The 14,260-nt window shown below is 59.3% G+C and carries 5 protein-coding genes; 2 read left to right on the plus strand and 3 right to left on the minus strand.

Features of this window, described 5'->3' with window-relative positions; all coding sequences use genetic code 11:
- Positions 1–12 precede the first annotated feature (12 nt).
- Positions 13–2,094, plus strand: a complete 2,082-nt coding sequence (locus QRN36_RS26365; RefSeq protein ID WP_285426711.1) for a hypothetical protein — start codon at positions 13–15, stop codon at positions 2,092–2,094.
- 232 nt (positions 2,095–2,326) lie between these two features.
- A complete protein-coding gene (locus QRN36_RS26370; RefSeq protein WP_285426712.1) occupies positions 2,327–4,762 on the plus strand; it encodes an autotransporter outer membrane beta-barrel domain-containing protein in 2,436 nt (811 codons plus the stop codon).
- A 42-nt stretch (positions 4,763–4,804) separates the two neighbouring features.
- Here the strand turns inward: QRN36_RS26370 and QRN36_RS26375 are convergent, their stop codons facing one another.
- The 3 genes from QRN36_RS26375 to QRN36_RS26385 form a co-directional block, all read right to left on the minus strand.
- Entirely contained in the window at positions 4,805–9,301 is a 4,497-nt protein-coding gene (locus QRN36_RS26375) for a hypothetical protein (protein WP_285426713.1), read from the minus strand.
- A gap of 33 nt (positions 9,302–9,334) precedes the next feature.
- Positions 9,335–10,930 (minus strand): hypothetical protein, encoded by a 1,596-nt coding sequence (locus tag QRN36_RS26380; RefSeq protein WP_285426714.1) that lies wholly within the window; start codon positions 10,928–10,930, stop codon positions 9,335–9,337.
- Positions 10,931–11,031: 101 nt separating this feature from the next.
- Positions 11,032–14,196, minus strand: coding sequence for an Ig-like domain-containing protein (locus QRN36_RS26385; RefSeq protein WP_285426715.1), 3,165 nt, complete (start codon positions 14,194–14,196; stop codon positions 11,032–11,034).
- Positions 14,197–14,260 lie beyond the last annotated feature (64 nt).

Below are 14,260 nucleotides of genomic sequence, written 5' to 3' on the forward strand. Positions count from 1 at the left end.
AGGAGAAATGGCATGAGCAGCAAATCATCGAAAAAGTTCGACCTTCTCAGGTACGCATTGGCAAGCGCTATCAGCCGGGAGAAAAAACGGCTGACATTGCAGGCAGCGGAAGACTGTGTCGTGACGTTGACAGCGCCGCAGCCACCGGACTGGTGGAATGGCGATGCGCAGTTCGCCGGGCTGGTTCCCAGGGCGGACCAGGAAAAGGACATGACGATCAAGATTGAGGAATGGTCTGAGTATGCCAAGCCGGGTGAAGAAGACACCTTGCAGTTTCAATGGAGGCCTGCGGGCCCCGGTGACTGGCAGAACGCGCAAGACCCCATTGCGGTTCCGGGCGACGGCCACCCGGGAAACTTTCCGATTGAATTGGAGCTGGCGAAATCCAACTTTGCTGTCGAAGGGCAGTTCGAGCTGAGGTATTCGGTAACCTTGAGTTTTAATGCGACGACGACGTGCTCTGAGGTCTCGACCTTTATCATCGACAAGACCCCGCCTAATGACAATCAGTCACCCGATAAACTCACTTTTTCCGATGTCTCCATCGATTCGGACGGTATCACCGCCGAATACCTGGCCGCCCATAACGGGGTGGAAATCATTGTTGCGTCCTATACCGACAAAAAGCCGGGTGATTCTCTGGAACTGTATGTGCATAACGAGGACACGACGCCGACGGACCCCGTGTTCACCGGCGAGCTGGGTCCCAGCGAGCTAGATGGCACCGTGAAGATGCAAGTGCCTCCAGAAGCCTTCAATGACCTGAAGGACGGGACGATTTTTCTGTACTGCCGGTTGGTTGACAAGCCTGGTAACCGTGGCAATACCTCGGACAGTGCGGAGACGGGGCTTTACATCAAGCCGCTGCCTGTCGCGCCGCTGGAAGCGCCGTTGGTGCCGCGCATTGACGACGACGGGGTTTTGAATCTGGATGACGTGCTGCTGGGGGACAACCTCGTTCAGATTCCCCTTTATGAGAATTGGCTGGAAGGGGATGAGCTCATCCTGACGTGGGGCACGTCCCAAATTCCGGTGGTCCATAAGATGACCAGCGCGCAGGACCCCATCGTCCTCAACGTCCCGTACACCACCATACTGGCGCCCGCCTATGGTGCAGGGCCTGGCGAGGTTGACACGCAGATCAAGTATTACGTCAGGCGCGGCATCCGGACGTTCGACTCGGCGGACACGACCATCGCCGTCGACTTTTTCGTGCCAGGCCCGGTCAACCCTGATCGACCCAAACCGGTCAATCCACTCCTGCCACGGGTCACGGTACGCGGTACCGGGCAGAACCCAGTGGATAACGTGCTGACCGCCGACGATGCAGACCTTCCAGTCGACGTGACGTTTGACCTGTACGACCCCATCGGAACCGGAGAGCGAATCATTCTCTATTGGCACTCGCTGGATCATCCCGTCGGGACTTTCAGCCCTGTGGTGGGCACGCCAGGCAGTCAATATACATTGACGGTGCAGTGGGACGACATCAAGGACCTGCCCAGCAGTACCGAAGTGGCGGTGTTCTACACCCTGGGTCTTGCCGATGACAGCGGCAATGTCGAGTCGTGCGAGCCCACGCTGGTGGACGTGTCGGCGGCGCTGCCGATCATTCTGGCCGCGCCAGAGTTCCCGAATGCGGTCACGTTGCCCGGCGGTGAACTTATCCTCAACTGCGACTCCTTCATTGGCGCCGACCAGCACGTGACGGTCAACGTGCCGGGCAACGCTCCACTGCTCAAGGGCGGGGAGACGCTGACATTCAGTTGGCAGCCCTATACCGACAGAGAGGGTACCGTGCCGGCAGGAGTCCCTATCGAGCGTGACAAGGAGATCACAGCGGACGAGGCGACCGAGGGGTTCGTTGAGCTATTCGAGCCGTTCGACACGCATGTTCTTCCTGCGGGCAGAGACGGTTCGGTGAAGCTGACGTACACCTCGAATACTGTTCCCCCGATGGAGGGGTCGTTGTTGATTCGCTGTTCCTCGGTGAATGCGGGAGGGACGTGCCCGCCGAACTCAAGCCGCTCGGCGGGAGGTAAATGCCCGCCGATCTTCGTCCGATCGGCCCGTCCTGTATTGGGCAAAATTTGAGGTAGCAAGGCGCTATCAGGCCTGGGCAAGACTGTATATTTGCGGTCTTGCCTTTTTTTCGCGTTCGGATTTAAAGACGAGAGGTAATAATTAATTATCGTAGGATGCTACGCTCAAAACGTTAGGAAAAATCCTACATAGTTGCAGATTTGAAGAAGGTAGTCTTCGCGCCCTCATCCTACGGCGCTTCTAAGCAGTTCCGCGGGAATGGCGTTTATTCCATGGAGCTGACATGAACTCATCCCATCTTTTGTATTCCCGCTATTTCAAACCCTCAACTTTCATCTCGCTCGCGCTTTGCATCAGCGCCGCTGCCCAGGGTCGTGTCCTGCTGCCGGGCGAGTCCGTCACCGTCAACTCGGGCGACACGCCAGAGAGCTGGAACATGGCAACAGGGGCAACCCTGACCGTCAATGCGGGTGGCCAGATTCTTTCGCTGGGAGGCAGTGGTGCCGGCACGCTCAATCTCAATGCCGGGAGCTCTGCGGGGCGGATCACCCTGAATGCGGGCTCGGCGGCAAACATCATCGGCGCGACGATCACCACAACCGGCACCGTCGCGGCTTTTACAGCGGACGCCGCGCTGGTGACGTTGACCAACTCTTCGGTGAGCGGCGAAGGCCTCGGCATTTACGGCGTCCAAACGATAGGCGGCCCTGGGGCTACCTTCCTCATCAATGGGGGGAGCGTCACGGGTGTCACCGGCGGGATGAGGTTGTCCGTTAACAGCAGCGTGGATGCAACCGGTACGGTCATTCAGGGCACCGGGGCCAACAGTTATGGGATTCAGGCATTGAATTCGAACATGACCCTGCGCAACAGCACGGTGACCGGCGGGCTCAACGGCATCAGCTACCGTGGCAGTCCCGGCGCCACGGGAACGGTCGATCTCGTGGGCACTCATGTCGAAGGCGCGAGCGGCGCCGCCATCCAGATATCAGGCCAGAACGCGGCCGTTACGGCGAATCTCAACCTGCTCAACGGCACCACGCTCACCGGCGGCAATGGCAACGCGCTGGAGGTGACCGACAACGCCACCGCCACCGTGACGGTGCAAGCCAGTGACTTGCAAGGCAATATCGACATTTCCAATGACAGCACCGCTGACCTGACTTTCGATCAGGGCAGCCTGGCCGGCAATATTTCTGCCGACGGCAGCAGTACCGGCAGTTTGACGATGAATAACGGATCGACGCTGATCGGCAATGTGTCGGGCGTGCATGACATCAGCCTCAGCGCCAGCAGGATGACGGGCGATATCACCAGCGACGGCACCGGTGTCGTCTCGCTGGAGAATGATTCGGTGTTCACCGGCAATCTGATCGATGTCGATCAGTTGACCGTGGGCGATCCTTCGATCTGGAACATGACCGCGTCGAACAGCATTAACACGTTGGTGATGGACACCGGCACGGTGAAGTTCGGTGGCGCCAACGAGTTCTATCAACTGAACGTCGGCACGCTGTCGGGTACTGGCACCTTTGTCATGGATGTCGACTACGCCACCAACCAGCATGACACCCTTGTGGTGAGTGGTTCTGCGACGGGCAGCCATACCTTGCAGATCGCAGGATCCGGCGTCGACCCGGCTTCACCGCAGCCCTTGACCGTCGTGCAGACCGGGGGCGGCAATGCGACCTTTGCCCTGGCGGGCGATCGCGCGGTGGACGTGGGGACTTATTCCTACCAACTGGCGTCGACGAGCAACGGCGCGGGCGGGACCGATTGGTTTCTCGATCCGAGGACAGCAACGATCAGTCCTGGCACGCGCTCGGTGCTGGCGCTGTTCAACACCGCACCGACGGTCTGGTACGGCGAGCTGACCTCCCTGCGCAGCCGGATGGGTGAATTGCGATTCAATGGTGGAAAAGCCGGTGGCTGGGTGCGCTCTTATGGCAACAAATACAACGTCGATGAAGCATCCGGTGTGGGTTATCAGCAGACGCAGCATGGCCTGTCGCTGGGTGCCGATGCGCCGCTGCCGATGGGTGACGGTCAATGGCTGATCGGTGTGCTCGCCGGCCACAGCACTTCTGATCTGGACATCAGCCGTGGCACCTCAGGCACCGTGAAAAGCTATTACGTGGGCGCCTACACCACCTGGCTGGATCAGGCCAGCGGCTACTATTTCGACGGCGTGCTCAAGCTCAACCGCTTTCGCAACGATTCGAAAGTCAGCATGAGCGACGGCACACGTGCCAAGGGCGATTATGACAACGACGGCCTGGGCGGTTCGGTGGAGTTCGGACGCCACGTCAAACTGGACGACGGTTACTTCGTCGAGCCCTTCACTCAATGGGCTGCCGTGGTGATTCAGGGCAAAGATTATGGCCTGGACAACGGCATGCAAGCGCAAGGGGACCGTACCCGCTCGCTGCTGGGCAAAGTGGGCGTGACCGCAGGACGCAACTTTGCGATGGAGGGCGGCAGTGTCGTGCAGCCGTATGTACGGGTGGCGGGGGTGCACGAGTTCGCGAAGAACAACGAAGTTCAGGTCAACAACAACGTGTTCAACAACGACTTGTCCGGCTCGCGCGGTGAGTTGGGGGCGGGTGTTGCGGTGGCATTCTCGGACAGCCTGCAGTTACATGCTGACTTCGACTATTCCAATGGCGAGCACATTGAACAGCCATTCGGGGCGAATGTGGGGTTGCGGTATAGCTGGTGATTCTGACTATCGGGAGAGCTTCTTCAAGCTCTCCCGATTCACTCATATGGCCAGAACGCCGCAGTAGCTGCCAGGTAGCGTGACGGTTCCTCTTCCTTGCTCACCTGTGACCATGTTTAGGGTGTAGTTCTGTAAAAATCCGGCACCATCGGTTGACCAGTACGGAAAGTTCCCCATAGGAAAAGTATTCCCGTATAGGCGGTTAATAGCACGGAGCTGTTCCATATTCATCAGATGTAATCCGCGGGCTGCGGCCTGTCGGTTCGCATCTTTGTAATCACGCTTGCCAATTCCGTGCACCATTGTCACATTTGAAACCGTCACGGTATAAGAGCCTCGACGGCCCTGCTGGTCCTGCACCGTAATAGTAGCTGTACCGTTCGACACCGAGATGATGAAACCGGTGTTATCGACTAATACTTTTGACGTGTCACTCGACGAATAACTGTAGGGCGCCACCCCGCTGGAAGGGTTCCTGCGATACGTAGTCCCTGCTGGCCAATTTAGGGGAACGTGGCCTGGATAGCCTGCCAGCCCCCAAAATGCTCCATTCAGCGACACGGGCGATGTATCCAGCACGAAATCCGGTATCGGCGATACCACGTTGAAGCTGCGAGTCGGCGATGAAGGATTGTCGCCATATTTCCCGACAGCCTTGATGCTGTGGGAACCGATGGGCACTCCCACGGAGCGACTCCACGCGCCGTTACCGCCCGCTGTTTCCGTGCCTTTGGACACGTTATTGTCGAAGACCTCTACCTGCTCGTTGGCCACAGCCGTGCCTGACACCGTTACCGTCGTGTCGGTTATGTTACTTCCCTGACCAACCTCCCCTCGGGAGTCGCGTACGCTGAGCGTGGGCGCCGTGGCAGCTTGAACGTTTAATGCCCACGCTGAAGACACCGGATTGTCCGCATAAAGCGCTCTGGCGGTCAGACTATGCGCGCCGACCGACAGGCCACTCACCGACCGCGACCAGTCGCCACTACTGTTCACGCTGGCAGTGCCTTTGGACGCGCCGCCGTCGAACAACTCTACGGATTGACCGATCGAGGCCTTGCCCGAGGCGGTGACCGTATTGGCGTAGGTAGAGCCGCCATTGGTCACGGGGTTGCCCTGTGGATCCTCGACCCTGGTGATGGTCGGGGTGACGACGGCAGTGATGGTGAACTTGCGCTTCGGTGATTCCGGATGGCTTGCGTAGTCGGCCTTGGCCATCATGGCATGCACTGCCACGCTCAACCCCTTCAGCTCCAGCGTCCATTGTCCGCCCGCATCAGCCTTGGCTTTACCTTTGGAATCTGCGCCGTCGAAAATTTCCACCTCCAGATTCGCGCTGGCACTGCCCGTCAGCACCACCGTGGTGTCCACGGTAAAGCCGTCGGGCGGGATTTCAACGGTGTTGGAGTCTTTGACGCTGTTGATTGTCGGCGTGACCGCCTGCGTCACAATAATCGTCCATTCCGTCGATTCCGGCCGCGTCCCATATAACGCCTTGGCTTTGAATGCATGCGAGGCGACCGTCAAATTTGACAGCGTCATCGACCAGGCACCTGCACCGTTTGTACGCGCCGTGCCTTTGGAGTCTTTGCCTTCAAACAGTTCGATCTGCTGATCGGGGCTGCCTTGGCCAGACAACGTGATACTGGTTTCGACCGTGCTGCCGCCGTTGCTGATCGGCCCGTTGGAGCCGACCGCCTGAGTGATCGTCGGCGTCAGGTTGGCGACCACTTCAAACCGACGGGGCTGCGAAATCAGGCCGCTGCCATCCAGCGCGTGGGCCGTAAGGCTGTAGTTCTTGACCTTTAACCCCGACAGATCGATGTTCCATGCGCCGCTGCCATTTGCACGGGTGCTGGTCAGAGGCGTCTTGTCGTCGAGAATCTCGAGCTCAGCCTCAAGGGTCGACGTGCCGGTGAGGGCGACCGAGGTATCAAACGTGATTGCGCCTTCGTTGACCTCGCCCTTGCTGTCCTTGACGCTGATGATCTGCGGACTGACCCAGTCATGGTGCAGTTTGAAGGTGTACACCACCCGTGGGAAAGGCACTGCGCCGCTTTCACTGGCGATACCGTCAAAGGCAACGTTGCAAATCACTGTCAGGTCGGTGTCCTGGCCAAGCTTTTCCAGTTCAGTGCGCGGCAGGGTGACGGACAGGCCGTCAGAGGCTTGAGCGCTGGTGAGTACGGCTCCGTCCAGTAGCGTGATTGCGTAGAGACCGCCGTTGCTGCTCTCACCTTCAAGCCGCAACCAGACTCGCTGGCCCGCAGCACTGAAGGGCCATTTGGGTACGGTGGTGGTGGCGTTGCCGGCGAACGTCGCCAGGTTTAGCGTCAACGTCTGGTTGTTCGCCTGCGTAATGACCGGTTGCGGGAGGTCCTTGTCTGGGTTGCCAAAGGGCAGTATGGGCAATCGCAATAGATCGGACGGCTTCTCAGCGGTGTAGCGTTTGACGCGATAGGACACGCTGACCTCGCGGCCAATATTCGCCCCGACCACCTGCGCAGGAACCGAGAAGTTGACCAGCCCGCTGTCACTCCCACTCGCTTCCTGATCGGCCGGAGAGCCAACTCCCGGACTGCCCAGCCAGATCTGCGTGATGTCGTCTTGTTTCTCCATGCTGGCGTAACTGACTTGAACCGTGACGCCGTTCAGAGCGTCCATCGGGTCGAGGGGCTTGTCCTTGCCCGCTTCGAGGACGGCAGGCGCGGGGAGTTCGCCGATAAGCTTGCCTATCACCAGGTTCAGCGTTGCCGAGTACTCGAACAGGCCTGTGGCGGCGCGCTTGAGTGTGTACAGCACCCTCACTTCGTCATTGATGTTGGGCTCGATCAGTGATCGAAGAATGGTGAAGTCGACCTGTTCGCCTGCATTGATCCCGGTGATGGTGATCCAGTCGCTGCCGCTGCCCGCGCCCGGCTGACCGAGCCAATACCAGGTCAGCGTATCGTCGATGGCCGTATCGGCCTTGACCCGTAGCGTGACATTCCCGGGGTTCACTTCGGGGTCAAGCACCCCGTCCGGTGCTTCAACGATAATCGGCGCCGGCAATGTACTCACGTATTGGCCGACCTTGACGTACAGGTGCTCCGACTCCCGCACACCAGACACCCGCCAAGCATCGTTTAAGACCAGATAACTGACGTCGACTGTGCCGTTTTCGAGCAACGCAATGTGCTCACTCGTCACAGGGATATAAACGATGTTGCCCACCTCGTTGCCGGACACGGTGTGTCGGGGTCCATAGCAATAGGGCGTGCCATCAGCGCGGGTACCCTCCCAGAACAGAATGATCACATCACCGTTGGCCATGCCGTCGTAAACCGGGATCTCTACATGAGCGCGTTCTGCATGCGGGTCGAGCACGTCGCCAATCAGTTCCAGAATCCGCGGTATCTTCAGCGGCGCCACTCCGATAATTTTCACGTTTGCCCGTTTTGATGACTGCGGCGGGTCACCGTTGGCTTTAGTCAGGACATAAGACGCCTGAGCAGTCCCGTTGACAAGCTCGCGCACGAGTGCATTCGGCACGCTGGTGTTATAGATTGCGGGAATGTTATCGATGGTGACCGATTCGTCGTACTTCAGCGTGGCGCCTGCCGCCGTGGTGCCGAGCCATGTCATGGTCACGGTATCGTAGTGCTCGAACGAGTCTGCGGTGACACGGATCTTCACCGTGACGGTCGCGCTGCCCAGATCGCCCAAATCGATCTCGCCATCATCATTGGCTTCCATAATGATGGGAGCTTCCAGCTTCCAGCCGCCGGCATCTACCGGCACGAAGGTCCGCTTAGACCATTCCTCGGAGTAATTCATGACCTCGTCGTATACCTGGTAGTACACACGCAGATTCGTGGAGTCGCCTGCCGCGAGTATCGCGTCCTGGTCAACGGTAATGACAATGGGGTCATTGCCCGCAGCCTGCTCTTCGGTGATTTCCGCGAGGATCCGCACCACGCCCCACCGCAAGTCGACCGTGTCGCGAGCGGCCCGGTCCGGGTACGCAGCAATGGTCACCGGGACGCCATCCTTGGCCCACTGGGCATCAACGCCGTTATCAATAACGTCCTGCGGCAGTTGCGGCGCGGCGAGTTCCGAGTGCCCTTCGTCATGTGGATCTTTGTCCTTGCCGGCCGGCCGGTTGAGTTTGACCCGCAGGCGCAACGGCTCGGATTCCTCCGCCACGGTCGACCCGGCACGGATCAGGCTGTAGAACACTTTTTCAGCCCAGTCAGGCTTGATCGGATCAGTTCTCAAATAAAAGTACATGGGTTCGTTGATGTCGGCTTCAATAACGTCGCGCCCGCCCACCTGCACGCCGTCCCAATAGATGTCGACACGGTCGCCCACCTGCATGGGCCGCCAGGGGTCCACGGCGGCGAGCACACCGCTTGGGTTGCCCTGGACGATGCTGATGTTGACCCCGCCTTGACCGTATTTGACGGGTGTGACCAGACCGCTGATCAACACCGGGGACAGCGTGGATGTTGAGTGGTCGAGGCCCAGTGGGGGGAAAAGGGTGCGTGAATAGCGTTTCATGATGAGCATCCTTATTGAGCGGGCACGGAGGCGTTAATGGTCAGCGGAGCCGGAGCTCTCGTAGCGTTGGCCTCGACGTATTGAATGCGCGCCGGGTGCCAGTTGCTCTGCGGGGTAATAGGTAAAAGTCGCGCCATCGAGTGCTGCCAGATTCATCGCGACGATGGGCAGGAATCGTTGGGTTTGCTGGAAATAGTCGTTCTGGATGAATTGCGCGTGGGCCAACGCGCCGCTGCCTGACAGGTAGAACAGCGCTTCGAGCGGCAGTTGGTCAGGAATGCCCTGCGGCCAGGCCGCAAGCATGATTTCGTTCCAGTCTATGCGACTGGGAAATTCATGCCGTACCTCCACGCTCAACTGAAATTGCGCTGCACGGGATCCTTCAAAAGCACACCCCCTGCCGGGGTTAGCCGCGTATCGCGCCATCCATGCAGCTACGCTGTTGATGCCCAGTGCTTCGCATGCGTCGCGAAACGTGCAGGGGTCGGGGCTGCCGCTTGTGGCCGCGTCATACGGGTAGGCGCATCGGACGGTGACCGAATGGACAACTGGGGCAGCCGATTCCTTGAAAATAAAGCCAAACGGGCGGCTGAACACGAGCTGGTTGATGGTGATGTCTTGACGAGCATAGGAAAAAGAAACGCCGTTATTTTGAGTCGAGCCCGGGCTGGGATCCCAGGCATGGAAACTGCTCGTCGCCTCGTTAGAGCGGAACAACACCCCATTGCAGTAATACGCTGGCTGTCCACCCGGACATTCGGCACGCGTGTCGGCGTATCGGGCGTTGAGCCTTGCGGCGACCTGGTAACCCACGTAAAGCTGGTCCTGCAGGTTGAACCCGAAAACCTTGCCGGATGCGTCGCTCAGATCCATGCGCACCACCGGTAGCCATTGTCCGGTGGCAGTGAAAAAATCACGTTGGTCTGCTTGAGCTGCCGCCAGTGCTCCTGTCTGGCTCGCGTCGTAGAACAACGCTTGCACCGGCACGTTCGATGGACTCGAGGCGTCCCAGTTTTTAACCTGGACCTGATTGGCGCTGGACGACCATTCGCTGCCCAGGCCTTCATGTGCGGTAAGGCTGATAGCGAACTGGATCGGGTCAAGCGCGTCCAGTGAACACTGCTCCTCCACCTGATTGCCGGTCTGTTGAAAGTGAGCCAGCCAAGACTGAGTGTCGGTGACTCCCAGCCCGACACAGGAACCGGTCTTGGTCGAGGATTGCCGAGAGCCGGCGGGCAGGGCACAGCCGAAGTCGGCATGACTGCTTAGCTGCGCGGCGAATGGGTAGGCACAAAGCACCTCCAGCGACTTGCCGTCGCCCACTGCGGTGAAAAGATCAGTGAATACGGCGCCATTGGCGGTGGGGGTATCGCGGATGCTCAGATCGCGACGCAGGTAAATCAGGCCCTCGGCCCCTAGCGCCGTGGCTGCGCTGTCATGCTCCCAGAACAACTGCCTGGGCGCTTGCGACTGAAGCTGCGTTCTAACCAACACGCCGCTGCAGTACCAGGCGGGTTTGTTGGCTGCGCAGGTCTGGGTGGTGGCCTGGTAGCGGTTATTGAGCAGTTGAGCGGTCTCCGGGCCAGTGATGGCTTTTGCCTGGAGAGCCATCGAAAGCAGCAGTGCCACAACGCTGAATATGAGTGTCTTCATGACGGTTAAAACTCCTTGGGTTGCTGCGCGAATCGTCCGGGTCCTTGCAACCCGGACGGTTCGAGCGTGAGATCAACTCATTGGCCGCCTGAATCAGGCGCCCCGGACTTCGCAGCACCCGTGGATATGCCCACGGCCTGATGGGGCAGTGACGCGTCGGCGCTGCTTGCGTTTTCGTTGACATCTGACCCACTGAGGTCATAAGTGCCGTAAGTGCCGGCGCCGACGCTGTCAGCGGTCCAGAAGGGGTAATCGAGCCAGCCCAGGTAAGTGCTCACCGGGACCTCGCCCTCGTACGTCGTCCACAACGACTTCAATTGCGCCAGCGTGATCGGGCTGACGCCCGCTGCAGCGCAGACATCCTGCATACCCGCCCAGTCGGTACTGTCCGTGAGAAAATGAACCACCTTGATGCCGCTCACCGTGAGCGTGTAACGGCGGGTTGCACCCAAACTGTCTGTGCAAGAGATCTCGCAATCGCCATTTGCCAGCGCTGTCACTTGTCCATCGCTGTCCACGGTTGCGACTTCTTTGTCGTTGCTATCAAAGGTGTAAGGTGCGACGCCCCATGTCGCAACACGCGTCATTTGAGCGAAATCAGGCAGCGTCGAGGGCGCTTTGGTTGCGGCCACAATGTAGTGCTTCGACGACAGGTCCATCGTTGCAGCCGCTTCGAATCCGCCACTGATGGGGAGGTCCAGCGACGCTGAGCGCTGTTCCTCCTGTTCACCGGATGGAACGACGCCGTAGCTGATGGTAACGATGGTTTCGGCATAGGGGAAAAACGCCGACGCCGGGATCTTGAAATCCAGACCTGATCCCGGACCGTTGCGATTGACAACCGCGAAGTTGATCAATGCGGTATCGAAGTACAGGTTGACTCGGTCCAGATACTTCAATTCACCAGGCGGTACATGGACGATGATCTGACGATCCGGATCGGTGCCAGGGTCGAGAAAACCGTTTTCCTGCGCCTCATCGACCGTGGGTTGACTCCAGTCGGCTGTCGCTCTGCTGCGGGGCTCTTTTTTATCGATTTTGCCTCGGGCTTTCAGCGCCCGACTTTTTGAAGTGAGGGTAGCCTGATAGGAGAGCTTACCGCGAACCAGGCTCTGAACGGCGCTGCTATCGCCACCGCCCGCTGCATTGCCCCACGTCACCATACGGCCGTCAGACGTTAACGCCACGAAGCATTGGCTGTTTGCGTAAACCGCACGAACGTCGTGCAGCTCGGCGATTACGCTGCCAGTGTCGCCGCCGAGTGTCGCGTCTCCCCAGGCCACCACGGTGCCGTCGCGACGCAGCGCGGCGAAGGCCATGGCGTTACCGACAACCTGAACGATATCGTTGAGCAGGGCGATTTCCTGAGGAACCACCCCGCCATGGGTCGCCGGACCCCACGCGACGACATGGCCATTGCCACGGCGGGCCGCGAATGCTTGCCACGAGGCACTGACCTCGATGATATCGGTCAGCGACACGATATCTTCGGGAACGACGCCACCATGGGTCGCATTACCCCACGTCATCACTTGCCCGTTTTTTCTGATCAGCGAAAACGCGCGCGCGGTGCTGCATCCCAGTTCGGCAATATCGGTTAACGCCGCGATGTTCGCAGGCACCTCCCCGCCGTCTGCAGCGGTGCCCCATGCGACGACGCGACCATTTTCGCGCATGGCCGCGAAGGCTGTGAAATTGCCGGAAACTTCAATGATATCGGTCAGGGTGGCGATGTCAGGCGGCACCGTACCGGCCGAGCTCTCGCTGATATCGGTCAGGCCGGCAACGTCAGCAGGGCCAATAGGACCGGTATTCGAAACCGCCGGCCCCCACGCGACGACCTCCCCGGTGCGCCTGATCGCTGCGAATGCAGTACCTCCTCCAACGATGTGGGAGATGTCCGTCAGCACGGAAATTTCGGCAGGTATTGCCCCGCCCGAAGCCGCGTCGCCCCACGCAACCAGATTCCCGGCTGTTTTTATCCCGGCAAATGCCATGCTGTTGCTGGCGATGTGAACGAAATCTGCGGCAGAAAGGCCCGGCGCAGGTACGGCAAGGCTGCCGCCCTCGGCCGCAAGGCCCCACGCCACGACATAACCGTTCTGGCGTCGAGCGGCGTAAGCGCTGCGGGTGCAGGTCACTTCAACAATATCGTCCATGGTGATGACAGTAGGCGGGATCTGCGCTCCGTTTGCAGGGTTGCCCCATCCGATGACGTCACTTGTGTCTCGATGGGCAACCACTGCAGCATCGCCCACGACGGTGGTGTCATTGCCGCTGCCGATGATATTGGCCGGATTGAGGGCAACCAAGTCGTCGCTGGTGCGAACACGCAAAACCAGTTCCGGGTGCGTGTCACGAAAGCTGGTGCCTTGAGTCCATACGTCACCGTCGCCTTCATATTGCCACTGGGCGGACAATGCAGCCCCGGTCGTGGAGTTAAATGCACTGATGCGCCGCGGTGTTGCCGAGGCCCGGTAACTGCCGCGATTGAATCGAGCACCCATGATCTTCAACAGGCCTGCGCCAACGGTACTCTTGATGTCATAGACAGCATCGGGCGACGGGCCTTCAGTGGTTCCGTCTGCTCGCTTCACAGAGTAATGCAGTGTCACGCTGTGTCCGTTGTTGGCGGCGACAGTGGCGTAAGCGATGTCGAACTTCATTTCGCCGGCAACGGTTGCTTTCTTGACAGGTGATACGCTTCCGTCTCCCGCCTGGCCTGCCCAGTCAAGGGTGACTTCATCTTCTGGTTTAAGCTGCGCTTCGGCGCCAATGGTCACATGGGCGCCATTGACGACAGTGCCGGGGTCAAGAGAACAGGTATTTTTGTCCGCTTCGTCGATGATGGGCGCAGGCAATGGCAGCGCTGCGGCTGCCTGCACCGCGAAGCTCAAAGGCCGTGATGCTTTATCTTCGCCTTCCAGTGGCGTCATGGTGTAGGTCACCGTCACGGTGCTGTCCACGCTTTTACGGACTTCCGCCAGCGTCATCGGAAAGATCACGTCTTTATCCACAGCGGAGCCGAGAATGTCCTCGCTGTCGGTGTAAGGCGGCGTCCCCTTATCGTCTTGCCAGTTAATCTTTACGCTGTCACCAGCGGTCATCCCTTCCCACGGTGGCACCACGATTTGCGCGCCATCGGGAATCTCTTCCAGTCCAAGGATGCCGTCATCGAGGATGTCGTCTTCGCTGCCGGCCACTGACGGCGCATCCAACAGAGGTTGCTGCCCGACACCCACGCTGAACTCAAGAATTGCTGAGTAACTGGTGCGTTTGGTACCTGCGCGAGTCACCTCGTACGAG

It is taken from the genome of Pseudomonas sp. efr-133-TYG-103a (genome assembly GCF_030209235.1).
In the GTDB taxonomy this organism is placed as follows: Bacteria; Pseudomonadota; Gammaproteobacteria; order Pseudomonadales; family Pseudomonadaceae; genus Aquipseudomonas.

Excerpts from the sequence above, each read along its gene's own strand:
- QRN36_RS26365 (WP_285426711.1), top strand. The coding sequence starts at position 13 with ATGAGCAGCAAATCATCGAAAAAGTTCGACCTTCTCAGGTACGCATTG.
- QRN36_RS26370 (WP_285426712.1), top strand. The coding sequence starts at position 2,327 with ATGAACTCATCCCATCTTTTGTATTCCCGCTATTTCAAACCCTCAACT.
- QRN36_RS26375 (WP_285426713.1), bottom strand. The coding sequence starts at position 9,301 with ATGAAACGCTATTCACGCACCCTTTTCCCCCCACTGGGCCTCGACCAC.